Here is a 23,416-nt window from a genome sequence, read left to right as displayed (position 1 = left end):
GGTCTCCGTTGTGCAAGCCATACATGCTCGGAAACCGGGAAAAGTGAAGCGGAATAGATGATAGTTTGATTTCTAACTCAAATGGACCTTAAAGGTGCATTTGGAGGCAGAAACGCGCCCTGTTGCCAGAGCGCGCGACACAGCGATGTGCAGGTTTCGTGCTCAGCCCTTGTTCTTAAGAATGTAGACGTAAGCCGTCGAAATGCCGAACTCCGCAGCAAGGCTTTGAGCGGACTTGCCGGCTTTCAGGCTCTTGATCACGGCCTTTTGGAGCTTCGCGACGTCGGCGCCGCTGCGGCGGGTTAGTTTTTGCTCGGGCTTCTTTCTAGCGGGCGACCCGGTCTTGGCGGATTTTCGCGCACTGGCTTTCGTCGTTTTCTTGCTTGCGGTTCTCGCTTTGGCGACCGATCTCTTTGCTTTTCGTGTCATGCTTGTCTGTATCTCACAGAGCGCGGAGTTGTTCGGCGGACGCCTTGCCGGTCCTACGGTCGGTCGTCACCTCAAAGGACACTGCCTGGTTCTCCTGAAGCGATTGGAGACCGGAGCGCTCGACTGCACTGATGTGAACGAAGACATCTTTACCACCGTCGTCAGGGGCGATGAACCCATAACCCTTCGTTGCATTGAACCATTTCACTTTGCCGGTCGCCACGTTGTGTTCTCGCTTTCGTTGTTTCAGTAAGTTGCTGCCCGGGGCAGCATGAGGACAAGACAGGTCCGACTAGACAAAGTCAACCAACTTCGGGTGCGGTTTTGTTGTCTAAGGCGTAGCCTGACGATCATTTGGGTGGAGAATGCAACGTGGCGGAACATGCAGGCCTGATCCCGATCGGCCAGGCAGCACGGCTGCTGATGATCTCGGAGGAGCGCATCCGGCAGCTGGTGAAGCAGGGCTACATACCGAGACCTGAGAAGCGTGGCTTCGTACAGCTCGTGGGTGCTGTGCAGGGATATCTGCGCTACCTCAAGGACGATGAGCGCCGCTCCGCCAGGTCGGCGGTCGATAGCCGGGTACGTGATGCCCGGGCACTCGAGATCGAACTCCGCATCGCCGAGCGTTCGCGGGAACTGATCCCGGTCGAGGACGCGCTGAACGATATGGCGGAGTTGGCCGGCATGGTGAGGTCGGAGCTTGCAGGCCTTCCGGCGCGGCTCACCCGTATCGTGGCCGAGCGCCAGAAGGTAGAAACGGAAATCGATGGTGTCCTCTCGCGCCTTTCCGAGCGAGCCGCAGAAAAGGCTGAAGTGCTGGAGGCTGGCAGAAGCAATTCTACGGCCCGCGCCGAAGCTGCCGCCGGATGAGTGGGCGCGCGCCAACAGGGTTTACGCAGAAACCTCAGGACTGCCCGGTCCGAGGGATCCAGGGGTCACGCCCTACGTCATTCCTGTGGAACGGGCCATTTACGCCGGCACGCACAAGCGGGTCGTCATGGTGTGCGGCGCCCAGATGGGGAAGACTGACGGGCTGCTCGACGTCCTGGGAGCGCGTCTCGACCAACGGCCTGCGCCGATCCTCTACGTTGGTCCGATCAGGGACTTCCTGACTGACCAGTTCGAGCCGCGCCTGATGAGCCTGCTCGATGAAGCGGAAACGCTCTCCGCCAAGGTGGTCCGTGGCCGCCGCATGAAAAAGACACTGAAGGTGGTCGCCGGGGTGCCGGTACGTCTCGCCCATGCGGGATCATCGGCGGCACTGAAGTCGAGCCCGGCAGCCCTCGCGCTGGTCGATGAATACGACGAGATGCTCGCCAACGTGAAAGGACAGGGTGACCCGTTGGGCCTCGTGGAGGCGCGTGGCGAAACCTATGCTGACTTCGTCACGGCCATTACCTCGACCCCTTCGCGGGGCCTGGTTGAGAGCGGACTCGACGAGAGGAGTGGCCTTCGCTTCTGGAAGGAAGCCGAGCCTGAGGTAGTCGAGAGTGCCATCTGGAAGCTCTGGCAGTCCGGAACGCGGCATCACTTCTGCTGGCCATGCCAACACTGTGAGCGTTACTTCGTCCCTCGCTTTGAGCAGATGCGGTGGCCGGAGAATGCGACCCCGGCAGAAGCCGCAAAGGAAGCCCAGCTGCAATGCCCGCACTGCGGCGGGCTGCACCAGGATAGTGACAAGCAGGAGATGAATTTCCGGGGGCTCTACGTGGCGCCCGGACAATGGATCGAGGAGGGTGAGGTCCAGGGTTCACCGGCGGATAACGCGGTGATCAGCTTCTGGGCGAGCGGGCTTGCCAGCCCCTTCGTCACCTGGGGTACCAGGGTCGAGCGCTATGTCCGAGCTTTGGCGTCAGGGGATCCCGACCAGGTGCAGACGGCTCTCAACGCCGGCTTCGGGGAGTGCTTCACGCCTGCGGCAGGACGAGATGCACTCGACTGGCAGGAAATCCTGCAGCGGCGGCAGCCTTACCGGCTCAAGGAAGTGCCCGATGGCGTCCTCCGCCTCGGCATGGGCGTCGACGTCCAGAAGCTGTCGCTTTACTACACCATCCGGGGTTTCGGAGCCCGGGGGCGCTCCTGGCTGATCGACCGCGGGCAACTATATGGTCCGACAGACGATGACGAAGTGTGGAACGCCCTTGCTGACCTGATGCTGACACCTATCGTCGGGCTGCAGATCGAACGGGTGTTCATCGACTCTGGCTTCCGGCCGAACAAGCCCGACGCCGGCGACGAGCACAAGGTCTATGAGTTCGCGCGGCGCTATCCTTGGCTGGTCTCGCCCACCAAGGGCCGGGCCACCATGTCGCCGCCTTACCGGGTGTCGAAGATCGAGGTGACACCCAAGGGCAAGAAGGCGTCCTACTCGATCGATCTCGTCTGGCTATCAACCGACTTTTTCAAGTCTCTGCTGGTCTCCAGGATCAGTACACCACTGGACCAGCCGGGCTCCTTCATCGTGCCCGATGACATCGACGAGGATTACGCCAAGCAGCTGGTCTCGGAGGTACGCGTCGTCGACGGTGCCACGGGTAAACCGCAGTGGGTACAGAAATCGCGGGCGAACCACTATCTCGACTGCGAGACGCTCGCGATGGCGATCGGCTATTCGCTGAACGTCCAGCGCATTCCTGAGGGTGTGCTGCGGGATGCGAGGAAAAATGAACCGGAAGCAAGCGAGGAAGAGCCGGTCAGAACGGTTGCGGCGCTTGCCGTTGCTGCCGCTCCAGATCTTCGCTCGCGCTTTGCAGGGCTGTCTTCAAGACTGAACAGGTGAACCGATGGGCATGATGGATCGCGTAAGGGACTGGCTGTCGCCGTCCCGCGCGAGATCCATCCCACCTCCGGCGATCGGCAACGACTTCATGCGCGGAAACCGCGGTGTGGTGTTCGGCGGTTGGCGGCCCGCACTCCGGGAAGCCTCCGACGACGTCGGTGCCTCTTGGGATCTGGCAGCAGCGCGGGCCATCGACCTGATTCAGAACTCCGGCTGGATGGCCGGCGCGATCGACCAGGCAGTCGCCAACACGGTGGGCACCGGTCTCCGCCTCAAGGCCATGCCGGAGAACGATCTCTTCGGCATGAGCAACGCCAAGGCTGAGAGCTGGTCCCAGACGGTTGAGCAGCGCTGGAGCCTGTGGGCCGACAGACCCTACGAATGCGATATCGAGGGCAGGCGCTCCTTTGGGCTCCTGCAGGCCGCGGCATTCCGCTCCTGGTTTGCCACCGGCGAGATCTGGGCAGAGATCCCGTGGCGGGAACGTCCGGGCAGCCGTTATGGCACTAAGGTGCGGCTCATTCCGCCGCACCGGGTCGTTCGCCGGAGCGACGCTCAGCGCAATATCGTGCAGGGCGTTCGGATGGATGGTGACGGACTACCTGTCTCTTACCTTGCGACCCGCAAGGACGTCTCCCGTGGGTCGGTCGAGTTCGAAGTTGACGCGCGAGATGAGCTAGGCCGTTCGCGAGTGATCCATGTCTTTGACGGACTGCCGGGGCAGGTGCGGGGCATCTCGCCCTTGACGCCGGCCCTGCAGGTCGCCCGGCAATTCGACCAGCTGTCGGACGCCACCTTGACGTCGGCCATCCTGCAGACGGTCTTCGCGGCCTCCATCACCTCGGATGAGCCGACCGAGGAGGTGCTCTCTGGGTTGCTGACGCCGCAGGAACAGGCACGGCTTTCCGCCAGCGGAATCTCGCCGTGGGACGCCTATATCCAGGCGCAGTCGGGCTGGTACGACAACGCCACCATTAATCTCGGCATCAACGGCCGCATCGCTCATCTCTTTCCGAGTCAGAAGCTGGAGCTGCACCGGGCGCAGCACCCGCATTCCGACTACCGGGACTTTGCCACCCATCTGCTGCGTGAACTCGCCCGCTGCATGGGGCTCACCTACGAGAGCGCCACGGCGGACTACGCAAATGCCACCTATTCCAGCGTCCGGATGGCTTCCGGCGAGATCTTCCAGATCACCCTTTATCGCCGCGCCCACATCCTAGCACCCTTCTGTTCGGCCATCTACGAAGCCTGGCTCGAGGAGGAGATCGCACGCGGCGGCATTCCATTCCCGGGTGGGCCCGATGGCTTCCTCGCCAACCGCTCGGCGGCCTCGCGCGCCGTCTGGCGCGGGGTTCCGAAGCCTCAGGCCGATGATCTTAAGATGGCCAAGGCCCACGAGATCTGGTGCCGCCTCGGTGTCATGACCGACGCCGCCATTGCCGAGGATCTCGGCCATGACATCGAGGACGTCTACGCGCAGCGGGCCCGCGAAAAGGCGCTGCGCGAGACTTACGGTCTGCCCGGCCACCAGTACCAGGGGATCACTAATGCCCCGGGCGATGGTGACGCCCAGGATCAGAACGGGGACACAACGAACCCATGACCATCATCACCGACTATGCCGATCCCTGTGCCGTTCTGCCGCGGATCCGTGAGGCTTACTACGCCCTACTCGAGGGCAGACGTGCCGAGCTCATCGAGTTCGACGCCGGCAACGGGGTGCGGCGCAAGGTCCAGTACGGCCGCACCGATCTCAGTGCACTGCGCGCCGAGCTGTCGCGTCTTGAGATTTTCTGCTCTCGGAACGGCGGCACGCGCCGCCGCTTCGGCCTGCGGGCGGGGGGGTACTGATGCCCGGACAGCTTCTCCGCCTCAGCGACCGGCTGCTCAACACGCCGCTCCTCATCCATCCGGCCAAGGCCCAGATCATACTGGGTGTTCTCAGCGGTAGAATTGGAGTCGAGGGCAATCTGTTCGAGGTCGACGACAGCGCTGAAGGCCCAGACGCAAGCCGCTTCGTCGGCTCCTCGCGCCGTGCCGATGGATCCTCATCGCTGTCTCGGACTGTCGACGGGACAGCTATAATCCCGGTGCTCGATACGCTGGTGAACCGGGGTGCCTGGCTCGACAGCAGGTCGGGACTCACCAGCTACGAGGGGATCGCCGCCCAGCTGCGTGCTGCTGGATCTGATCCTGATGTCCATGCGGTCCTCCTCGACATCTCCTCGCCCGGTGGAGAATCGGCGGGGATGGCAGGTCTGGCGGATTTGGTCCGCTCGGTTCGCTCATCCAAGCCCGTCACCGCCTTCGTCAACGACATGGCGGCCTCAGCCGCCTATGGCATTGCCAGTGCCGCAAGCGAGATCGTCATCTCGCCCACCTCGATCGTCGGCTCGATCGGCGTCGTCATGCTGCACGCCGACAGATCCGGCGAACTCGCTGCACAAGGTGTGAAACCGACGCTAATCTTCGCGGGCAGTCACAAGGTCGACGGCAATCCCTTCGAGCCCCTCTCGGACGCGGTGCGCTCTGACCTGCAGGCGAGCGTCGACGCCCATTACCGCCAGTTCCTCAACACTGTGGCGGCAGGGCGCGGCGGCAAGCTCACAGCCGACATGGCGCGAGCCACCGAGGCTCGCACCTTCATCGGAGCGGAGGCCATCGGCCTCGGCCTCGCTGACCGCATCGCCAGCTTCGATGAGGTGCTGGCTTCACTGGCCGAGGCCAGGTCCACACCAACGACCCGCCCATCCGGGCGCAATGCTCGCAAAGGAGGGATATCCATGAGCACAGAAGAAAGGGCTGCTGCGGAAGTAGCCTCCGCCGCTCCGGCTGCAACATTGCAGCCGGCGCGCACAGAAGCACCGGCGCCGCAGTCTGCGGTCCGGCTGGAGGAAGCGGTCGCGGCGGCTCGGCTCGAGGAGCGGGCCCGTATCCGCGCCATCGTCAACTGCGAGGCAGCCGAGGGACGCCGCGCGCAGGCACTCGTGCTAGCGACCGAAACGTCTCTCACCCTTCCGGAAGCTGAGAAGATTCTGAGCGCCTCCCCGAAGGAAAGCCGCATCGATGCATTGGCGCAGCGCGCTGGGGCGGGGCCTGAGTTCGGGGCAACCCGCGAACCTGAGCGCCCCGACCCCAGTGCCCGCACGCATGAGGGCTGGAAGCGAGCCATTGCGAACGCCAACCGCCGCTTCGAGCGCGCTTAAGGAGGGACACCCATGACCGTTCTCGCCGAATCCCGCCATCCGGCCGAGTTCATCCTGTCCGAGGCCAGCGGCCAGCGCTCGCGGGAGAATATCACCCTAGCATCCGGAGCGGGTGTGGTGGCTCCCGGCACCGTACTGGGAAAGGTCACCGCAACTGGCAAATACATCGCCAGTGCGGTTGGCGCCAGTGATGGCAGCGAGGTGCCGGCCGCGATCAACATTTATGGCGCCGACGCCACTGCCGCCGATGCGAAGGTATCCGCCATCCTCCGGGATGCCGAGGTCAACGGCAACTGCCTCACCTACCACGCCGACCGCGACCAGCCCGCCGAGAAAACCGCAGCCAACGAGGCCTTGAAGAGCCTCGGCGTCATCGTGCGCTAAGCTTCAGGAGAACCAATCCCCATGACCATCATGAACATCTTTGCCCAGGACGCCTTCAGCGTCATGCGGCTCACAGACGCTCTGCGCGAGATCTCCTACGTCCCTTCGCTCATCGGCCAGATGGGGCTGTTCCAGGCGGTGAGCATCGACACGCTCGACATCGCCATCGAGAAGGACAAGGCGCAGAACGGCATCCTCATCCAGGCAAGCCCGCGCGGTGGCCCCGGCCAGACCTTCGGCAAGAACAAGCGCTCGATGCGCACCCTGCGCATCCCGCACTTCCAGGTTGACGATGCGATCAATGCCGACGAGGTCCAGCAGGTCCGCGCCTTTGGCGAGGAAGTGGCGGTCGAGCGGCTGCAGGCCAAGATCGCCGAACGGGCGGCGGAGGCCTCGCAGTTCTTCGCCCTGACCGAGGAATATCACCGCATCAACATCCTCAAGACCGGTCGCCTGCTCGACGCCGATGGCTCTGTGCTGTTCGACTACTTCACCGAGTTTGGCGAGACGCCTGCCGCCGAGATCGACTTCGACCTCGACAATGCGACGCCCGCCGAGGGCATCTTCCGCAAGCGCTGCGCCGGCGTTATCCGTCAGATGGCCTCGATCCTCGACGGTATCCCCTACACGGGCATCATGGCGCTGTGCGGGGATGCGTTCTTCGACGATCTTATTGCCCACAAGGAGGTGCGCGACACCTACAAGAGCTATGCCGAGGCCGCGAGCCTCCGGGGCGCCTACATCAATGCCGGTGACAGCGGACTTCACGGCGCCTTCGATTTCGGCGGCATTACCTGGGCCAATTACCGCGGCGGTGGCAGTGTCGGCGTCGACCTCAACAAGTGCCACCTCTTCCCCAAGGGTGTGCCGGGCCTGTTCCGCACCGTTTACGGGCCTGCCGACTACATCGAAACAGTCAATACGCCGGGCCAGCGCCTCTACGGCAAGCAGTGGGACATGCTGAACGGCAAGGGCGTGAACCTCGAGTTCCAGATGAACGCGCTGCACTACTGCACACGCCCCCGCGTGCTCATCCCCGGCAAGCGCACCTGAGGTGACGTCGTCCTTCGATGACTTCGATGCGCTGTCCTCCGGAGCGGTGCTCGGCGCGTTCGGCGAAGAGGCGGTGCTGAATCCAAGGCGGAACAACCAGTATGTCGAGGCGGCAGCCGATGCAGACCGGATGGCGGTAAAGGTCAGGGGCATCTTCTCGGCCCTTGCCGCGTCCTCCGACCTCCGGGGCCAGAGCCGGGGTGGTGAGTTCACTGGCACGACGCGCATGGTCTCCGAACAGTCCGCCTTCTGGATCGCGGCCGCGCAGGTTGCGGAACTCGGGTTCCGTCCTGCAAAGGGTGACCTGCTCAAACTGCCGGCGCGGTGTGGAAGCCCCTCCTTCGCCATTGCCGCGGTTCATCCGACCAGCATGGGCGATCTCAACCTTCTTCTGGTCAGGGAGAATGTTTCGGCATGAGCCTCGCCCGTCTTGCCATGCGCATCGCTGCAGCACGCTGCCTGCGTGGTGCAACACTGGCGGAAGTGCGTGTTTATGACAGTGCCATCGCGCCCATCGACCAGACCATCGCCGAGGAGCGCCAGCCCATCCTGATCGTGACCACCGACGATCACGGGATGGAGGTGACGGGCCGGGATCTGTTTCATGGCAACGCCTCCTGCGACCTCGTCATCGAGGCTGCCATCGCAGCACGGGTCGAGGTTGCGGGTGAGGAAAGCGTCATTACCATTCCGCACACCGATGAGGGGATGGAACTGGCACTCGATCTCATGGAACACCAGGTGATGGCGGCGCTGACGCGCGAGCGAAGTCAATGGTCGCGCGTGTGGATGAAGCTCGTGCCGCGCATCTCGCGGCGTCTGTCACGACGCGGTGCATCGGTCGAGAAGGGTGTGCGCTTTGCCGCACGCCAGATCGTGCTGACCTGTGATCTGATCGAGGCACCAACTGACGGCGCGGAAATCGCCGAGGGGACGGCCTGGGCAGATCTGCTCGGCGTGATGGAAGGCGACACCGATCTGGCGCCCATCGCGCAGATGCTGCGCTCGGAAATCGAAGGCACGCCGCTCGCCGACTGGCGCCGTGCGGCCAACATGCTGGGCATCCACCTCGAAACTGCGAATGCCATCGGGCTCGGTCCGATGCTCGATCTTTCCGAAGACCCTCAGACTCTCGAGGAGATTGAGATCACGAGCCATCCCGACCCGGCCATCGTCAACCACCATACCTCCCTGGCCCGCATTGCCGATGCGTGAAGTGGTGGAACTTGCCGCCCGCATCGCCGAGCTTGAGCGCCGCTTCTCCGGTGTCATGCGGCACGGCACGGTGGAGGAGGTCGATGCAGCCCGGCAGCGGGTCAGGCTGAACTTCGGCAAGGACGTCGAGGGCCAACCTTTTCTGTCGCCGTGGGTGCCCTATGCTCAGACTGCCGGTGCCCTGAAGGTTCACACCCCGCCGTCGAAAGGTCAGCAGTTCACGGCGCTGTCGCCCAGCGGCGACTGGCAGCAGGCCGTGGCGCTCCCGATGACGTGGAGCGACCACAACAAGTCACCGTCTTCCAAGGGCGACGAGAACGTCCTCACCTACGGCAACGTTACTGCAACCCTTAAAGACGACCTCTGTGAGGTCGTTGTTGGCACCGCCACCCTGAAACTCACCTCCGCCGCCGTGATGATCAAGGTTGGCGGCGTCAACGTTGAAGTGAGTGATGCTGGCGTCGCCATCACCGGCGGCAAGGTCACGCACCAGGCAAAGAACATCGGGTTCACCCACGTCCATGGCGGAGTGGTGCCCGGCGGTGGGCTGACCGACGTGCCAGCGAACTGAACTCCAGCAAAGGATTGACAGATGCCACGCTACGCCATCACCGAGAGGGCGGGCCCCTTCGTCGCGGCCCATCACAACACCGGAGTCGGGACCGTTCTCGACCTCACCGAACGCCAGGCGGAACACGAGCTGCGGCTTGGCACTCTCGTCCGGCTGCCTGGGCCTCATGAGACCGCTGCTGCTGGGCCTCGGGTCGATCCTCCTCTTGACGTGGCTGCGCGCCCCGAACCCGCCTCCGCACCGGTCAGCGAACAGGAAACCGATGCCGCGGCACCGTCCCGCAAGCCGAAGCGGTCTGCTACGTGAACCTTCTCGATCCCTCGGTAGGTCTCGATGCCGCGACCGGTGGCACGGTCACCGGCTGGGACCATGTCGTCCAGTCGCTCCGGGACATATTCGACACGCGCTTCGGCTCGCGCATCATGCGCGAGTGGTACGGGTCATTTGTGCCGAACCTGCTGGGGCGTCTCATCACGCCCGACGAGGTGGTGCCGTATTTCGCGGCGATTAGCTCCGCCATCGAGCAGTGGGAGCCCCGCTTCCGGGTGACCCGCATCGAGGCAGTGAAGGTCACGCGCGACGGGCAGCTCCATGTGTTTCTCGAGGGCGAATACCGCCCGCGCGCTGTCTTCGGGGATTTCACGGCGGCGGGTGCCAGGCGGCTCGACGCCTACGCCAATCCGGACGGCATGCTGATCGAGGAGAGGCTGTCCACATGAGCCGCTTCACCGCCATCAATCTCTCGGGGCTCGCTCCGCCTGACATCATCGAGACGCTCGACTACGAGGCCATCGTCACCGCGATGCGGAACGACCTGGTCGAGCGCTTTCCGCTCATCGCCGGGGTGATCGACCTCGAGAGCGAGCCTGTCCGCAAACTGATCGAGGCCGTCGCCTACCGGGAGATGGGTCTCCGCGCGCGCATCAACGATACGGCAAGGGCCGTGCTACTCGCCTCGTCCTACGGCACGAACCTCGATCATCTCGGGGCCCTGTTTGCCACCGCGCGGCAGGAGGGCGAGAGCGACGCACGTTTCCGCCGCCGCATCCAGCTGGCGCCCGAGGCCTTCTCGGTCGCCGGGCCGGAAGGCGCCTATCAGTACCATGCACTCACCGTGGCGCCCTGGGCGCGGGATGTTTCGGCGGTATCGCCCCGCCCGGGCGTCGTGCGCGTCACGGTGCTGAAGGAAGGTCCCGAACCAATACCCACGCTCGCCGAGCGCGAGGCGGTCCGGCTCCACCTCAAGAACGAGGCCGTTCGCCCGCTCACCGATGTGGTCGAGGTGATGGCCCCGGCCATCCGCCGCACCCGGATCGTGGCGAAGCTGACACTCTATCCCGGCCCCGATGGGGAGCTGGTTTGCCAGCGGGCGCTCGCCGCCGTTACCACATGGGCTGAGAAGAACCGCATGCTCGGCATGAACCTCCGCCGCTCAACACTCTATGCGGCCCTGCATCAGGAAGGCGTTCATTCGGTGGACCTCGTCTCGCCGGCAGAGGATCTCGTCCTCGACAACACCGAGGTCTATGCCATGGACGCCATCGCGGTGAGCGTGGGTTCCATCCGTGATGAGTGAGGCCATGACCCGGCAGACGCTGCTCCCGCCGAACCACACACCTTTCGAGGAAGCTTTCGACCTCACGGGTGCGCGCATCGACGAGCTCCCTGTCGATGTCCCGAAGCTGGTGCGGCCATGGGAGATCCCGCCCTCGCATTTGCCGTGGCTGGCCTGGGGCCTGTCGGTCGATCTCTGGGAGCCGGACTGGTCGGAAGAGAAACACCGGACGCTCACGGCTCGTGCGCTGCCGATGCATGCGCGGAAGGGTACGCAGGCCTCGATCGCCGAGCATATTCGCATCATGGGCGCGGATCCCCGCCGCTTCATCGTGCCACCGGCCAAAACCTTCCTTATGGAGACGCTCACAGAAGAGGAACGAGAAGCCTTCCTCGCGCGCTTTCCGCAGCTGCGCATCTATCCCTTCGTGGCGCGCGGGACCTATCGCTTCGCCCACTTCACCTCGGCGGCCTTTGGCAGGGCCAAGGCGTTTCTGGATGCCTGCTGCATCAAGGATGTCGGCGCCTGGTCGCGATTCATCCGTACCGCAAGGCTCTGGGACCGGGGCGCGGAATCCCCGCTCACCCTCCGCGCCGTCACGCCGGAAGGTGTAGGCCGGTTCCACGCCGCCGCCTTCGATGAGGTCGTTCTGGGCGCCAGGTCGACCCGGGCGCTGCATCTCGATGCGCCGCCGAAGGCAAAGGCGTTTCTGGTGGATGATTTCGGGGTGGCGCAGCGGCTGATCCGCATCCCGCGCGCTGCCAGCTACGATTACCGTCTCGGCCGCGAGACCTACACGACCACATATCCCGATGCCGTTCTCGTCGACGTCCGGCCGCAGAACGTTGCCGAGCGGCACGAAGGCCAACCGAATGCCCTCTACGCAACACGCCGGCAGTTCATCTCTGGCAAGCATCTGCCGCAGAGCATCGCCTGGCAACATATCTACGAGCGCTGGCATCTCCACGACCCCGACCGGGTGCCGGATGTCCGGGTCCGCTCCACGCACCTTGGCTACGCGCGGCTCGGCATGCCGCCCTTTCACGCCGAGATCAGGACCCGGATCTCAGGCACGCAGGCCCCGCGCACGGCAGGTCTCTTCGTCACCGGTCATCTGATGACCGGCGATCGCAGGCCCATCTCTCAGGTCCGCGCGGCGGTGCGGGTCTCCAAGGCGCTGCGGGACCGGATCCTGCTCGACACCAGGACATACCGCCTCCCGCGCGTTGGCGACCGGCCCAAGGCCGGGACCGTCACGCTCGGACGCTTCATCGCGGCATAAAAGGACCAGGCACGTGGAACAGACCGTCATCTTCCGTGACCGGCAGGAATTGCAGTCCGCCGATCTCAACAACGCGCAGGACTTCGCACGGGGCTCTCTCGACCATGTGGTGAAGGACGCGATCGACGGCGGCAAGGCCTATACGGGCTTCAGCGCGTCCAAGACGGCCGCCACCGAGATCACCCTGTCGCCGGGGCGCTATTACGCCGGTGGGCAGGTCTTCGCCCGCAACGAGAACGTGGTCATCGACCTGTTCAACTCGCTGCCGCTGGTGACCAAGAAGCGGGTCGCCATCGTCGCCTTCGGCCAGTCGGTTGACACCGACGTCCAGCCGCGGGACTTCCTGATCGACGCCCAGCTTGGCACCACCGAGCCCCAGGCCGTTGCCATGGAGAATATGCGCCGGGCGGAACTGTCGGCGGTCGCTGGTGTGGAAGGCCCCGATCCCTCCTATCCGCCGACCGATGCCGCCACCGTGGTGATCTGCTATGCCGTCGTCGACACCGCGGGCATCGTCTCGATCGAGCAGTGGGCGCCCAGCCAGCTTCCCAACCTGAGGCTGGTGGCCAACCGGGTTACAGCCCTGGAAGTGTGGCGCGGCCAGATCAGTGGCCAGGTCGACACGCTGCGGACCGACCTCTCGGCGCTGGCCGATCGGCTGGGGGCCTATGCCCTGAAGAGCGAGACGGTCGACCTCACCGAGCAGCTGGAGGAGCTCCGCCGCAAGGTCTACGAGCCCGGCGCCTACATCTATTACGGCACCAATCATTTCCTCACCGACGAGGGCAGCAACTTCGACCACCCTGCCTTCGATGCGATTGTGGGCGAGGGCATCCGTTTTCCCGAGGCGGGCTCCGCTACTTCGGCGCTGGCGCTCCTCAACCCGAACAATGCTTTCGTCAATGTCAACGGCGGCTTCGTGCTGCCCAGGTATGCCCACGGCCTGCGCATGAATCTCGCCGGCTACTCGGGCGAGCTGCGCATGGCGCAGTACACATTCGAGACCACCGCCATTCGCCAGCTGTTCCGCTCGCGCGAGCGCCGCCGCTATGGCGCGACGAAACAGGTCTGTACCAACTCGGCCTGGTGGCGGCAGGGGATCTACGACCAGGCCGCCAGCACCTTCACCCGCGCCGGCGAGACCTGGGAGGTGGTGAACGGCATCCCGGACCGCATGCCCAACGGCCAGGTCATTCCCAACGGAAACGTCCACTGGGTGCGCCTCACCCAGTTCTGGATCGACATCTTTCTCGAACCCTACTGGGACCGGGTGAGCGCCACCACCACCTTGAACGGCCAGCAGGTGGCCCAGACCTTCCTCAACAGCCAGGACGGCTGGCTGACCCAGGTGGGATTGTATTTCAGCAGGAAAGCGGCGGCGGGTGATGTCCATGTGCTGGTCTGCGAGACGGCTTTCGGCATGCCGGACCTCTCCCGGGTGATTTCCCGGACGGTTCTGCCCGCAGCTGACATTCAGGTCGGGGCCGCCGCCGCCAACGCCGCCCTTCCGGCGCTTCTCGAGACCACCGTCCCCATCATCCCGGCCTATCTGGTCTCCGGCCGCCGCTATGCCATCGTGCTGGTGACCACGGGCGACCACTATGTCGCCATGACCAATACCGACAACGGCATCGTCCAGGGCACCTTCTTCGTCTCGACCGACGGGGCCTTCTTCGCCGGAAACCTGGCCGACGACCTCAAGATGCGGCTCTACTTCGCCAAATTCGAGCGCGCCCGCCTCTCGGTCGAGCTGAGCCCCCTGCAGCTGGCGGGTGGCATCCTCGATCTCGACATCCTGAACGAGGGCATCACGCCGCCGGCCTGCCGCACCGACTTCGAGGTGCAGGTGAACGGCGCCTGGATCCCGCTCGACGCGGCGCCCAATGGCCCGAACCTCTCGGGGCTCCCGGCCATCCTTCCGCTGCGCGTGACGCTCACCGGCACCACCGACCTGATGCCGGGCTTCGGACTGAGCAACTCGCAGGCCATCGTCAGCCGGTCCAAGACCGCCTTCACCTGGGTGGGCGAGACCCGGACACTGGGATCTCCCACCACCAGCATCAAGATCATCGCGGATTTTCAGGCCTTCGACGAGACGAAGCACGATTGCACCGTGACCTTGCTGACCGGCGCGGACCTGTCCGGCAGCGAAACCGCCGATGTGGTGGAGGACATCGTTCTCGCCAATGGCGCGATCCGGCGGACGTCGGTGTTCAACCTGACATCAGTCAGCACCTATGCGGTGAGGATCGCCGGCGCCACCACCAGCGCGGCAGAGCAGTTCCTTGTCGCGGAACTGATCGAGTTCGCGCAGTCGTAAAACAGCAGGCAGGAGAGCGTGATGGCCAGGAAGCCCACCCACTACCGGATCACCGTCAACCGGCCGCTCGAGGTGATGAACGCCCGCTTCCGTCCGGGCGCGCGCTACACCGTGAAAGCCGCCGTGCACGATGCGCTCCGCGAGCAGGCGCCGGATGCAATCGCCGCCGCCGAGCCGATGCTGATGGAGTGACAGCGCCATGTTGAGGTTCGAGGATCTCCGGGTCCGCGACAGCCAATCGCTTGACCGGGATTTCTTCAACCGGCGCTTCCGGCTGATCGCCGAGGCGCTGGGACAGCTGGGAACCGAGGTCACGTCGGTCACCACCGATACCGACCGGCTCGTCACCCTCGGGCTGACACGGGTCAACGAGGTCCTGGGGCCGCTGCTCGCCCGGCTGCAGGCGGCCGCGGAGAACGGCTTCCTCGTCGCCGCCTCCGACACGCCGCTCACCGTCACCGGCGGCCTGCAATCGACACTGGCGATTGCCAGCGACGCCGAGCGCGACCTGTTCACGCCCACGCCTTACGTCCTGCTGACCCGCCGGGCGGAGGGCACGGAGCATGACTACGCCGTGCTGCGGGTCGAGGGCTATGACCGCGCCAGCGGCGGCCTCGCCTTCGAGGTGGTGCTGGTCAATGGCGCCATCGGCGATGGTAGCCATGACGACTGGGTGATTTCGGCGACGGCGGGCATCAGCGTCGCGGTGCTGAAAGCCGCCACCTCGGTGCAGGCGACCCTGGCACTCGCCCAGCAGGCGGCGCAGGACGCCGCCGGAGCAGCGGCCACGGCGGAGGCCGTCCTCGCCTCGGGCCCCGTCTCCTCTGTCAACGGCCGGACGGGCGCCGTCGTGCTCGGCATGTCCGACATCGCCGGCCTGGTGAGCGCACTCGCCGCCAAGGCCGACAGCAGCCACGGCCACACCATCGCGCAGGTTTCCAACCTACAGGCGACGCTCAATGCCATCAGCGATGGCGGAACCTACTGAGTGCCCGGAAACAAGGTGAGGAACGGGAAATATGACGCAGTCGCTCATGGCACAGCTGTCTCAGAAGCTGTTCATCTCAGCCGTGAAGGACATCGAGGTGACCGGCATCGGCGAGGATGGCGCGGGTGGCTGGGTCCGTTCGGTGCGCTTCTACGGTTCGCCCGCATCGGGCATGAACAAGGCGCTCGTCCTCGAGGTGCTGCTCCAGTCCGCCGAGAAGGCCGACCTTGCCATCACCACGCCGGAGATCGATTTCTGATCCTGGCTCATCGCCGTTTCTGATCCTGCCCCCAATTCACCATCGCTCGCTGCACGGAAACGCCATGCGGCGGGCTCCTGTCATGGAGAGACGTGATGTCCGATCCGACCTTTGGCATTTCCATCACGCGGATTGTCAATGAACCGCGTCCCGCCGTCTACAGCGACATGTCTGTCGTGGGCCTCATTGGCACCGCGCCCGAAGCTGATCCGGCGGTGTTTCCGCTGGATATGCCGATATTCCTCTATTCCGACGACGCGGCAAAGCGTACCGCACTCGGCACGCAAGGCACGATTTCGGATGCGCTGAACCTGATCAATGCCCAGCTGGGCGAGTTCCAGGTCGCGGCCAAAGTCGTGGTGGTGCGGGTGGAGGAGGGGGAGACCGTCAACGGGACCATTGCGAACATCGTGGGCGACGGGATCTCGACGGGACTCGAGGCCTTCGTTCAGGCGGGGCCCTTGCTCGGCATCATCCCGCGGCTACTCTGCGCGCCGGGCTTTACAAGCCAGCGGACGGGAACCGATGCCAATGCAGTCTGCGCGGCCCTGCCCGCGCTCTGTAACAAGCTCCTTGCCCATGCCGTCGTGGAGGGTCCCGCCACCACCGAACAGGCGGCCATCGACTGGCGCGAGACGATTTCTTCGAGCAGACTGATCCCGGTCGATCCTGCTGTCCGAGTCATGGCGGGAAGCGATGTCGCGGTGATGCCGCTCTCCCCCGCCGTCATTGGCATTGGCGTCAGGCGCGATCACGAGAAGCAGGGACGGCCCTTCCATTCATGGGCGAACCAGCCGGTCGCAGGCATTGTCGGCCCGTCGCGGCCCATCAACTTCTCGCTCACCGATGGCGCCACGGAAGGCCAGCGGCTGCTCTCGCACAATGTCGGCGTGCTGCTGCGGGGCGAACTCGGCGTCGAGACCGCCATCGCGAGCGGGGGCTTCGTCTATGTCGGAACCGACAATTCCGGCGAAGACGATCTCTGGCGCTTCTACAACGTCACGCGCGGCCGCGACTACATCCACCTGATGTTCCTGCGCACGCTACGCTTCTACCTCGGTCGCTTCAACCTCACCGGCCAGACCATCCAGGCGGTGCTCAACACCATGGGCTTCGCCATGCGCGACCTCAAGGCCGATGGCGACATCCTCGGCTACGAGGTCAAGTTCACGCGGGACCAGAATTCGCCGGAAGAGCTGCGGCAGGGCCGATTCACGGTGAACTTTGCCGCCGAGGAGGCGCCGGTCCTTAGGTATCTGGGCATCCAGTCCGCTCGCTATCGCCCCGCGCTCGACGCGCTGCTGGATGATCTGCTCGCTCAGGTCGACGCCGTCACCGGCTGACCCCCACATACCAAGGAGGAATTCCCATGAGCACCATCCATGTCATGGAGGCGGCAAATCTGTTCGCCGGCGATCACGACCCCACCGCCTCGAAGCACCTGACGCTTGCCGAGCTCAAGCTCCCCACGCTGCAGGAGATGTACCAGGATCACCATGCCGGGGGTTCCCGCGTCCAGATCGAGGTAGCGGTCGGCATCCAGAAGCTGGAGCCCACCTTCAAGCTCAATGGCTGGGATCCGGATCTCCTCACCCAATTCGGTCTTGGCTCGTCGCGCCAGAAGGTGTTCACCGCCTATGGCGTGATCCGCGACAAGCGGACCGGCCTTGCGATCGAATCCAAGGCCGTCATCGAGGGCCGCCTCGGCAAGATCGAGTCCGACGCCTTCCAGCGCGGCGAGCTGCAGGGGCACGAATACGCCATCAACGAGGTCATGCACTATGAGCTTTGGTTCAATGAGAAGGAAAAGCTGTTCTGGGACTTCTTTTCGACCGAGTGGCGCCTCGACGGCGTCTCGCAGAACGATGACGAACGCCGCATCCTGCGCGTCCAGCGCTGAGTGACTGATTTTCCGGAGACGACAGCATGACCGATACTGCCCGCGTGAAGCTCGTCCGGCCCTTCAGGGTGGAGGAGCGCATGATCACCGAAGTCACCATTCGCCGGCCCAAGGTAAGAGACCTCCGCGCATTGGAGAAAGTCAGGGAGCCCGGCGTTACGGAACTCGATCAGAGCATCGCCATGACAGCCACGCTCTGTGATCTGTCGACCGAGGCCATGGACGAGATGGACGCCGCCGACTTCGCAGCAGTCTCGGTGGTGCTCGGGAGTTTTTTGCCCAAGGCCCCGGCGTAGAGGGGTGGCGCGGCGTCGTTGCGGAAACCGCGCATGTGCTTTCGACGCCGGTGACGGCCTTCGACGACATGGACTGGGCCGAGGTGCTGCTGTGGCACGCCGAGGCACGGCGGCTGAGCGGGCGGTCCCGCCAGTCCTGATCAGCTTGCCTTGCGCTCGGGCTTCAGCGCCTTCAGGGCATGTTTCGGGTCACGGTTCAGGATGCGAAAGAGGGCACGCGCTGCCGGATCGATGCGCACCCGGCCCTGTTCCCAGTTCCGCAGCGTCGCCACCGGGATGCGCAGCACGTTTGCAAACTCGACCTGCGTCATGCCGATGCGCTCGCGGATCTGTGCGGGCGGCACATCCTCGATGAAGGCACCGGGCGCGGCACCCGGATCCTCACCGTCCTCGCGCATGTGGCGGGCGATGTCTTCTTCGCTTGTCGCCGCGATCTTTGCGCGGTTCACCTTCGGCTTTGACGCCTTGATCTGGTCCAGTGTCATGCGTGCCATAATGCGCGCTCCTTCCTGTTTGCAAGACGGGCCGAGATGATCCAGCGGACCTCGTCCCGATCCGTATAAATCACAACGAGCACGATGCCGTCGGCCTCGCCGATGGCCTTCACCCGGACCTCGCCGTAATCCTCGCGGTCGTCTACCTGGGTGAGAACGCGGCCCAGAAAGATCCGGGCAGCGAAGTCGAAACCGAAGCCGCGCTCGGCCAGGTTCTTTTCGTGCTTGGCGTCGTGCCAGTCGAACTCCATTCGGCATATATACGCTGTCAGCGCAGTATCGTCAAAGAGGAACTGCGCTGCCAGCGCAGTGGTTCCCGGGAGACCATGATCATGGCCAGCCAGACCACCCAGCTCATCGTCGAACTGCTCGACCGGGTGTCGGGGCCGGCGCGGGGCGTGGCAAACAGCCTGCGCGGCATCACCCGCGCGGTGCGGGACGCCACGGGTGGCCCGATCACCATGGCCGACAGGCTCGATGCCGCCATCACCCGCAACAACCGCGCCATCGATACCGCGCGCGGGCGCATGCTCGATGCCGTGGGCACGCTCTACGTGCTCAAGACAGCGCTCACGGCGCCGGTGCAGTCGGCGCAGGAACTCGAACGGGCACTCGCCGAACTGGGCGCTAAGGGCAACCTCTCCGCCCGGCAATTAAAGGAGATCGGCGACGCCGCGAAGGTCACGTCGGGCCAGGTCAACCAGTTCACCACCGACATTGTCCGGGCGCAGGACTTCCTCGTCGGCATGGGCCTCGACGTCGAACGCTCCACCCGGGCCATGCCGTCGATCGGCAAGGCTGCAACGGCGACCGGCGCCAGACTCGAGGACCTGTCGAAGGCGGGCTTTGCCGCCATGTCAAACCTCGGCGTGGGTGCGGAGGACCTTGCCCGCTCCTTCGACATCATGGCGGCTGCCGGCAAGGCGGGCGGCTTCGAGCTGAAGGACATGGCGCAGTATCTTCCCTCCATCACCGCGCTTGCCAGTTCCAAGGGCATGACCGGGCAGCAGGGCCTGGGCCAGATCGCGGCCGCCCTGCAGTTCGTCCGCCGGGGTGCTGCCGACAGTGCCGAGGCCGCCACCAACTTCAACAACATCCTGCAGAAGATCAATTCCAACGACGCCATCAAGAACTTCCGGAAGAAGGGCATCAACATCCAGAAGGTCCTGAAGGACGCAGCGGCCAAGGGGGCAGACCCGCTGGAGGCCGCACTCCGGGCCATCAACAAGGCGATCAAAGGCGACACATCCCGGCTCGGCGAACTGTTCTCCGACGCTCAGGTCCAGAAGGGCCTGTTGCCGCTCCTCGCCGGGCTCGACGATTACATCCGGCTCCGCGACGAGGCGTCGAAGGCGTCAGGCGTGGTCGATGCGGACTTCCTGCGCATGATGGAGACCGGCGTCGAGAAGATGAAGGCGTTCCGGATCGCCATCCAGAACCTGCAGACCAGCATCGGCAGTGCGCTGATCCCGATCCTGGGGAGCGCCGCCGGAGCGCTGAAGCCTCTTGTCGAGGGGCTCATCTCCATTGTCGACGCCCATCCCCGGATCGCCGGCGCTCTTGTGGCCATCACAGCCGGCTTCGTCGGTCTCAAGGCCGCGATGGCCGGGCTCTCCTACCTCGGCCTCATGGGCAAGGGCGGGATGCTCGCCACGGTCTCCTTCGCGGTGAACACGCTTGGCGGTTCCTTCGCGCGTCTGCGGGCCGGGGCCTCCGGCATGATTGCGCTCCAGATGGCGATGGCCGGCATGGAAGGCATGAAGATGTCGGGCCTTCAGACCGCTGCGGCGGGACTTCGCGGCATGGCGCTCGCGGTGCCGGGCGTTTCCGGCCTCGCGACGGCGATGACGGCGACAGGCGCCGCCCTTGCCGCTGTTTCGGCGCCCGTCTGGGCCGGCATTGCAGTTGCGGTCGCGGCCGTTGCGGCTGCCGCCTATTCGCTGTGGAAGTATTGGGACAGGATTTCTGCCTTCGTGGGCGGCTTTGCCTCGGCGCTCTCGACGCAGCTTCAGCCGGCCTTCGCCGCCTTGGAGCCGGTCATGCGACCGCTGGCCGGTCTGGGGCGGGCAATCGGTTACGGGTTCTCGTGGGCGTATCAGAAGCTGCGGGAGTTCGGCAACTGGATCGGCTCATTCTTCTCCCGCGAGGTCCTCAGCGAGGGCCAGAAGGCAGCCTATGCGCAGGCCGGTGCCGATCTGGCGAACGCCATGATCGAAGCCATCAAGAGCGCCTTCAACGGCCTCCTCGCCTGGTTCTCGACGCTGCCGTCCCGGATTGTCGCCGCCATTGGCAGCATTGACGTTTCGAGCCTCATCAAGTGGCCGTCCATGCCGTCGTGGCTTGGAGGTGGAGAAGCCAGCCCCGTCCCGGCAGAGAAGCCACCTGGAAAGGCCGCCGGTGGTCCGATCTCCCGCGGCTCCACCTACATGGTGGGCGAGCGTGGGCCCGAACTGGTCACCGCCGGGCGGTCGGGATACGTCAACAAGGCCGGTTCGACTGCCGGTGGCGGCATGACGGTCAACCAGACGATCAGCTTCAACATCACCGGCAAAGCCGACGAGGATGTGGTCGAGAAGATCCGCCGCGTGCTGCGTGACGAGGTCCGCGAGGCCTTCCGCGGTGTTTATGCCGATGCCGGACTGAGATTCGCCTGATGTTGATGACGCTGGGCCCGATCCGCTTCGAGGTCTATCCGTTCAACGCGACGGAATACGACCACGGCCATGAAACGGGCTTCGTCGAAAAGCCGGTGCTCGGCGCCAGGCCGCCCCTCGAATGGGTCGGAGAGGGGCCCGAGACCTGGTCGATCAGGGCCATCATCTTTCCGCACAGGTTCGGCGGGCTGGGCGACCTGAAGAAGCTCTACCAGGCGCGCGCCGCCGGACGCCCGCTCTACCTGATGCGGGGCGACGGGGCGCAGATGGGCTGGGTGGTGATCGAGAGGGTGTCCGAGCGGTCAAGCTATCTCGACGCCGAAGGCATCGGCCGGGTGATCGAGGTCGACATCTCCGCGCGCCGCGCGGGCAAGCCCTCCAACGGTAGTTTCTTTTCGGTATTTTCGGGGATGTTCTCATGATCGTCGAGCCGGTGACCGTCGAAGGCGAGTTCATTACGGTCTCGCTCATCGTCTGGCGGCGTTTCAAGCGGCCTATGCACGGGCTCGTCGAACAGATCCACGACATCAATCCCGGGCTCGCCGACCTTGGCGCCTTCCTGCCAGTGGGCACGAGCTTCGACATGCCGGTGCCCACGCCCCGCGAACCCGCCATCCTCGAGCCGATCAAGCTGTGGTGATCCTTCGTGTCCAAGCGCGCGGTGTTCATGGTGAGGGTGGCGGGCAGCAACATCACCACGACTCTGATGCCGGTGCTGCTCTCGCTGAGCGTGTCGGACAAGGTGGGAACCCACTCCGATACGGCGAGCCTCGAGATCGACGATACCGATGGCCGTATCGTCCTGCCGCGGATTGGCGCACCGGTCGTCGTGGCGCTTGGCTGGGAGGGCGATGGCGTCCGGGTGGTGTTCACCGGTACCGTGGACGAGGTCAGGTCATGGGGCTCGCGCGGCGGCGGGCGCATCATGTCGATTTCGGCCAAGGGCATGGACACAACGAAGAAACCGAAGGAGGGCCAGCAGCGTCACTTCGATGACAGGACGGTCGAGGACATCCTGAAGCAAGCGGGCCAGACGGCGGGCGTTACGGAGGTGGAAATCGATCCCTCGCTGGCCTCCATCACCCGCAAGTACTTCGAGATGCGCGACGAGAGCTTCATCCACATGGGAGAGCGCCTCGCGCGGGAGATCGGCGGCAACTTCCGCATCCAGGGCTCGAAAGCCGTCATGTCGAAGCGCGGCGGCAGCTATACCGCGGCGGTCATTGCCGCCTGGGGACAGAACCTGCATGGCTGGGACATCTCTCCGGCACTCGGGCGTGCGCAATATTCGAAAGTCCGGGCTCGCTGGTACGACGCGCAGAAGGCCGAATGGCAGGAGGCGGAGGAGGGCACCTCTCTTTCTATCGATGCGCGGCACGATCACCGCTACGCGAAGTCGAACGAAGATGAAGCCACCCAGCAGACTGGTTCCGACAGGGCGACCTCGGAGCGCGACGCCGGCGAGGGCTCCGTCACCATCGAAGGGGACACCGCCGCCATTCCGGACGGCGTCTGCATCGTCACGGGCGCGAGGCCCGGAATTGACGGCTCGTACCGCATCGAGAGCGTCACCCACAGCTACTCGCGCGGCGGTGGATTCGTCACGCAACTGAGCCTCAAGCAGCCGGGATCCGGCGGCGCAGGCAACATCTGACTGGAGACATCCTGATGATACAGGACTGGACCGGGGACATCCCGGCGGCGGTGTATTTCGTGGTGGGACTCGGCGGCGTGGCGGGCGCACTGCTCGCCATGGTGAAGCTCAAGGAGGCGCTTGTCCCCGATGCCGGCCAGCAGGTCAGGAAGGACATTGCCACGGTCAGGGCCGACATCCACGACATCCGCGCCCGCGTCGGCATGCTCGAACTCGATGTCGCCCGCATCGACCAGCCGTCCATCACCCGGCGCTTCGACGCCATCGAGAGCAAGATCGACAAGCTCTACGAGTTCCTGCTCGAGCGCCTGACCAAGCTGCCGCCCTGAGCGACCACCACTTTTTCTCCCATCCAGTTCTCAGACCCAACC

30 protein-coding genes are annotated in these 23,416 nt (G+C 64.8%); 26 read left to right on the top strand and 4 right to left on the bottom strand.

Annotated features, from left to right (window positions below):
• Positions 1–162 precede the first annotated feature (162 nt).
• Together ACK4HL_RS00365 and ACK4HL_RS00360 are read right to left on the bottom strand one after the other, a co-directional pair.
• The gene (locus ACK4HL_RS00365; RefSeq protein ID WP_409755391.1) at positions 163–429 is read right to left on the bottom strand and encodes a hypothetical protein; all 267 of its coding nucleotides are present in this window, start codon (positions 427–429) and stop codon (positions 163–165) included.
• A gap of 13 nt (positions 430–442) precedes the next feature.
• Positions 443–652: a cold-shock protein gene (locus tag ACK4HL_RS00360; protein WP_409755389.1), complete on the bottom strand. Its 210-nt coding sequence runs from the start codon at positions 650–652 to the stop codon at positions 443–445.
• Between the two features lie 149 nt (positions 653–801).
• Between ACK4HL_RS00360 and ACK4HL_RS00355 the strand changes: the two genes are divergently transcribed.
• From ACK4HL_RS00355 to ACK4HL_RS00255, 21 genes are all read left to right on the top strand, one after another.
• Complete coding sequence (locus ACK4HL_RS00355; protein ID WP_409755386.1) at positions 802–1,302, top strand: hypothetical protein; 501 nt, start codon at positions 802–804, stop codon at positions 1,300–1,302.
• A complete protein-coding gene (locus ACK4HL_RS00350) occupies positions 1,199–3,211 on the top strand; it encodes a terminase gpA endonuclease subunit (RefSeq protein WP_409755382.1) in 2,013 nt (670 codons plus the stop codon). Before ACK4HL_RS00355 ends, ACK4HL_RS00350 begins: the two co-directional genes overlap by 104 nt.
• Before the next feature lie 10 nt (positions 3,212–3,221).
• On the top strand, positions 3,222–4,817 hold the full coding sequence (locus tag ACK4HL_RS00345) for a phage portal protein (RefSeq protein WP_409755379.1): 1,596 nt from the start codon (positions 3,222–3,224) through the stop codon (positions 4,815–4,817).
• On the top strand, positions 4,814–5,065 hold the full coding sequence (locus tag ACK4HL_RS00340) for a hypothetical protein (protein ID WP_409755376.1): 252 nt from the start codon (positions 4,814–4,816) through the stop codon (positions 5,063–5,065). Before ACK4HL_RS00345 ends, ACK4HL_RS00340 begins: the two co-directional genes overlap by 4 nt.
• A complete protein-coding gene (locus ACK4HL_RS00335; RefSeq protein ID WP_409755373.1) occupies positions 5,065–6,420 on the top strand; it encodes a S49 family peptidase in 1,356 nt (451 codons plus the stop codon). Before ACK4HL_RS00340 ends, ACK4HL_RS00335 begins: the two co-directional genes overlap by 1 nt.
• Before the next feature lie 12 nt (positions 6,421–6,432).
• Positions 6,433–6,804, top strand: a complete 372-nt coding sequence (locus tag ACK4HL_RS00330) for a head decoration protein (protein ID WP_409755370.1) — start codon at positions 6,433–6,435, stop codon at positions 6,802–6,804.
• 21 nt (positions 6,805–6,825) lie between these two features.
• Positions 6,826–7,857: a major capsid protein gene (locus ACK4HL_RS00325; RefSeq protein WP_409755368.1), complete on the top strand. Its 1,032-nt coding sequence runs from the start codon at positions 6,826–6,828 to the stop codon at positions 7,855–7,857.
• A gap of 1 nt (position 7,858) precedes the next feature.
• On the top strand, positions 7,859–8,275 hold the full coding sequence (locus ACK4HL_RS00320; protein WP_409755365.1) for a hypothetical protein: 417 nt from the start codon (positions 7,859–7,861) through the stop codon (positions 8,273–8,275).
• The gene (locus ACK4HL_RS00315) at positions 8,272–9,072 is read left to right on the top strand and encodes a hypothetical protein (RefSeq protein ID WP_409755362.1); all 801 of its coding nucleotides are present in this window, start codon (positions 8,272–8,274) and stop codon (positions 9,070–9,072) included. The genes ACK4HL_RS00320 and ACK4HL_RS00315 overlap by 4 nt, the downstream gene beginning before the upstream one ends.
• On the top strand, positions 9,065–9,643 hold the full coding sequence (locus tag ACK4HL_RS00310; RefSeq protein WP_409755359.1) for a phage baseplate assembly protein V: 579 nt from the start codon (positions 9,065–9,067) through the stop codon (positions 9,641–9,643). The genes ACK4HL_RS00315 and ACK4HL_RS00310 overlap by 8 nt, the downstream gene beginning before the upstream one ends.
• A gap of 21 nt (positions 9,644–9,664) precedes the next feature.
• The gene (locus ACK4HL_RS00305) at positions 9,665–9,949 is read left to right on the top strand and encodes a hypothetical protein (protein WP_409755356.1); all 285 of its coding nucleotides are present in this window, start codon (positions 9,665–9,667) and stop codon (positions 9,947–9,949) included.
• The gene (locus ACK4HL_RS00300) at positions 9,946–10,362 is read left to right on the top strand and encodes a GPW/gp25 family protein (protein ID WP_409755353.1); all 417 of its coding nucleotides are present in this window, start codon (positions 9,946–9,948) and stop codon (positions 10,360–10,362) included. Before ACK4HL_RS00305 ends, ACK4HL_RS00300 begins: the two co-directional genes overlap by 4 nt.
• A complete protein-coding gene (locus ACK4HL_RS00295; protein ID WP_409755350.1) occupies positions 10,359–11,219 on the top strand; it encodes a baseplate J/gp47 family protein in 861 nt (286 codons plus the stop codon). The genes ACK4HL_RS00300 and ACK4HL_RS00295 overlap by 4 nt, the downstream gene beginning before the upstream one ends.
• Before the next feature lie 4 nt (positions 11,220–11,223).
• Positions 11,224–12,480 carry a phage tail protein I gene (locus ACK4HL_RS00290; protein ID WP_409755347.1) on the top strand — a complete coding sequence of 419 codons (1,257 nt, stop codon included), beginning with the start codon at positions 11,224–11,226 and terminating at the stop codon, positions 12,478–12,480.
• A 13-nt stretch (positions 12,481–12,493) separates the two neighbouring features.
• Positions 12,494–14,800 (top strand): hypothetical protein, encoded by a 2,307-nt coding sequence (locus ACK4HL_RS00285; protein ID WP_409755344.1) that lies wholly within the window; start codon positions 12,494–12,496, stop codon positions 14,798–14,800.
• Positions 14,801–14,821: 21 nt separating this feature from the next.
• A complete protein-coding gene (locus tag ACK4HL_RS00280; protein WP_409755341.1) occupies positions 14,822–14,992 on the top strand; it encodes a hypothetical protein in 171 nt (56 codons plus the stop codon).
• Positions 14,993–14,999: 7 nt separating this feature from the next.
• Positions 15,000–15,788, top strand: a complete 789-nt coding sequence (locus tag ACK4HL_RS00275; RefSeq protein WP_409755338.1) for a hypothetical protein — start codon at positions 15,000–15,002, stop codon at positions 15,786–15,788.
• A 31-nt stretch (positions 15,789–15,819) separates the two neighbouring features.
• Entirely contained in the window at positions 15,820–16,047 is a 228-nt protein-coding gene (locus ACK4HL_RS00270) for a hypothetical protein (protein WP_409755335.1), read from the top strand.
• Between the two features lie 95 nt (positions 16,048–16,142).
• Positions 16,143–17,390 (top strand): phage tail sheath family protein, encoded by a 1,248-nt coding sequence (locus ACK4HL_RS00265; RefSeq protein WP_409755332.1) that lies wholly within the window; start codon positions 16,143–16,145, stop codon positions 17,388–17,390.
• Positions 17,391–17,416: 26 nt separating this feature from the next.
• A complete protein-coding gene (locus ACK4HL_RS00260) occupies positions 17,417–17,947 on the top strand; it encodes a phage major tail tube protein (protein WP_409755329.1) in 531 nt (176 codons plus the stop codon).
• A 26-nt stretch (positions 17,948–17,973) separates the two neighbouring features.
• Positions 17,974–18,243 carry a phage tail assembly protein gene (locus ACK4HL_RS00255; protein WP_409755326.1) on the top strand — a complete coding sequence of 90 codons (270 nt, stop codon included), beginning with the start codon at positions 17,974–17,976 and terminating at the stop codon, positions 18,241–18,243.
• Between the two features lie 140 nt (positions 18,244–18,383).
• Here the strand turns inward: ACK4HL_RS00255 and ACK4HL_RS00250 are convergent, their stop codons facing one another.
• Positions 18,384–18,737 carry a helix-turn-helix domain-containing protein gene (locus ACK4HL_RS00250; protein ID WP_409755323.1) on the bottom strand — a complete coding sequence of 118 codons (354 nt, stop codon included), beginning with the start codon at positions 18,735–18,737 and terminating at the stop codon, positions 18,384–18,386.
• Positions 18,725–18,988 (bottom strand): BrnT family toxin, encoded by a 264-nt coding sequence (locus ACK4HL_RS00245; protein WP_409755321.1) that lies wholly within the window; start codon positions 18,986–18,988, stop codon positions 18,725–18,727. Before ACK4HL_RS00245 ends, ACK4HL_RS00250 begins: the two co-directional genes overlap by 13 nt.
• 81 nt (positions 18,989–19,069) lie before the next feature.
• Here ACK4HL_RS00245 and ACK4HL_RS00240 point away from each other — a divergent pair, with 81 nt between their 5' ends.
• The 5 genes from ACK4HL_RS00240 to ACK4HL_RS00220 are packed head-to-tail and all read left to right on the top strand — an operon-like array spanning position 19,070 to position 23,374.
• Positions 19,070–21,391, top strand: coding sequence for a phage tail tape measure protein (locus tag ACK4HL_RS00240; protein WP_409755318.1), 2,322 nt, complete (start codon positions 19,070–19,072; stop codon positions 21,389–21,391).
• Positions 21,391–21,813 (top strand): phage tail protein, encoded by a 423-nt coding sequence (locus ACK4HL_RS00235; RefSeq protein ID WP_409755315.1) that lies wholly within the window; start codon positions 21,391–21,393, stop codon positions 21,811–21,813. Before ACK4HL_RS00240 ends, ACK4HL_RS00235 begins: the two co-directional genes overlap by 1 nt.
• Positions 21,810–22,031, top strand: a complete 222-nt coding sequence (locus tag ACK4HL_RS00230) for a tail protein X (RefSeq protein WP_409755312.1) — start codon at positions 21,810–21,812, stop codon at positions 22,029–22,031. The genes ACK4HL_RS00235 and ACK4HL_RS00230 overlap by 4 nt, the downstream gene beginning before the upstream one ends.
• A 6-nt stretch (positions 22,032–22,037) precedes the next feature.
• On the top strand, positions 22,038–23,045 hold the full coding sequence (locus ACK4HL_RS00225) for a phage late control D family protein (protein WP_409755309.1): 1,008 nt from the start codon (positions 22,038–22,040) through the stop codon (positions 23,043–23,045).
• A gap of 14 nt (positions 23,046–23,059) precedes the next feature.
• Complete coding sequence (locus ACK4HL_RS00220) at positions 23,060–23,374, top strand: hypothetical protein (protein WP_409755306.1); 315 nt, start codon at positions 23,060–23,062, stop codon at positions 23,372–23,374.
• Positions 23,375–23,416 lie beyond the last annotated feature (42 nt).

Source organism: Aestuariivirga sp. (assembly GCF_046294715.1).
In the GTDB taxonomy this organism is placed as follows: domain Bacteria; phylum Pseudomonadota; class Alphaproteobacteria; order Rhizobiales; family Aestuariivirgaceae; genus Aestuariivirga.
Note: the sequence above shows the minus strand (reverse complement) of the source record. Positions and strands in the feature narration are given on the sequence as shown.

Coding starts and splice junctions, on each gene's coding strand:
- ACK4HL_RS00365 (WP_409755391.1), bottom strand. CDS start 429: ATGACACGAAAAGCAAAGAGATCGGTCGCCAAAGCGAGAACCGCAAGC.
- ACK4HL_RS00350 (WP_409755382.1), top strand. CDS start 1,199: ATGGTGTCCTCTCGCGCCTTTCCGAGCGAGCCGCAGAAAAGGCTGAAG.
- ACK4HL_RS00345 (WP_409755379.1), top strand. CDS start 3,222: ATGATGGATCGCGTAAGGGACTGGCTGTCGCCGTCCCGCGCGAGATCC.
- ACK4HL_RS00340 (WP_409755376.1), top strand. CDS start 4,814: ATGACCATCATCACCGACTATGCCGATCCCTGTGCCGTTCTGCCGCGG.
- ACK4HL_RS00335 (WP_409755373.1), top strand. CDS start 5,065: ATGCCCGGACAGCTTCTCCGCCTCAGCGACCGGCTGCTCAACACGCCG.
- ACK4HL_RS00330 (WP_409755370.1), top strand. CDS start 6,433: ATGACCGTTCTCGCCGAATCCCGCCATCCGGCCGAGTTCATCCTGTCC.
- ACK4HL_RS00325 (WP_409755368.1), top strand. CDS start 6,826: ATGACCATCATGAACATCTTTGCCCAGGACGCCTTCAGCGTCATGCGG.
- ACK4HL_RS00315 (WP_409755362.1), top strand. CDS start 8,272: ATGAGCCTCGCCCGTCTTGCCATGCGCATCGCTGCAGCACGCTGCCTG.
- ACK4HL_RS00310 (WP_409755359.1), top strand. CDS start 9,065: ATGCGTGAAGTGGTGGAACTTGCCGCCCGCATCGCCGAGCTTGAGCGC.
- ACK4HL_RS00305 (WP_409755356.1), top strand. CDS start 9,665: ATGCCACGCTACGCCATCACCGAGAGGGCGGGCCCCTTCGTCGCGGCC.
- ACK4HL_RS00295 (WP_409755350.1), top strand. CDS start 10,359: ATGAGCCGCTTCACCGCCATCAATCTCTCGGGGCTCGCTCCGCCTGAC.
- ACK4HL_RS00290 (WP_409755347.1), top strand. CDS start 11,224: ATGACCCGGCAGACGCTGCTCCCGCCGAACCACACACCTTTCGAGGAA.
- ACK4HL_RS00280 (WP_409755341.1), top strand. CDS start 14,822: ATGGCCAGGAAGCCCACCCACTACCGGATCACCGTCAACCGGCCGCTC.
- ACK4HL_RS00275 (WP_409755338.1), top strand. CDS start 15,000: ATGTTGAGGTTCGAGGATCTCCGGGTCCGCGACAGCCAATCGCTTGAC.
- ACK4HL_RS00270 (WP_409755335.1), top strand. CDS start 15,820: ATGACGCAGTCGCTCATGGCACAGCTGTCTCAGAAGCTGTTCATCTCA.
- ACK4HL_RS00265 (WP_409755332.1), top strand. CDS start 16,143: ATGTCCGATCCGACCTTTGGCATTTCCATCACGCGGATTGTCAATGAA.
- ACK4HL_RS00260 (WP_409755329.1), top strand. CDS start 17,417: ATGAGCACCATCCATGTCATGGAGGCGGCAAATCTGTTCGCCGGCGAT.
- ACK4HL_RS00255 (WP_409755326.1), top strand. CDS start 17,974: ATGACCGATACTGCCCGCGTGAAGCTCGTCCGGCCCTTCAGGGTGGAG.
- ACK4HL_RS00250 (WP_409755323.1), bottom strand. CDS start 18,737: ATGGCACGCATGACACTGGACCAGATCAAGGCGTCAAAGCCGAAGGTG.
- ACK4HL_RS00245 (WP_409755321.1), bottom strand. CDS start 18,988: ATGGAGTTCGACTGGCACGACGCCAAGCACGAAAAGAACCTGGCCGAG.
- ACK4HL_RS00240 (WP_409755318.1), top strand. CDS start 19,070: ATGGCCAGCCAGACCACCCAGCTCATCGTCGAACTGCTCGACCGGGTG.
- ACK4HL_RS00235 (WP_409755315.1), top strand. CDS start 21,391: ATGTTGATGACGCTGGGCCCGATCCGCTTCGAGGTCTATCCGTTCAAC.
- ACK4HL_RS00230 (WP_409755312.1), top strand. CDS start 21,810: ATGATCGTCGAGCCGGTGACCGTCGAAGGCGAGTTCATTACGGTCTCG.
- ACK4HL_RS00220 (WP_409755306.1), top strand. CDS start 23,060: ATGATACAGGACTGGACCGGGGACATCCCGGCGGCGGTGTATTTCGTG.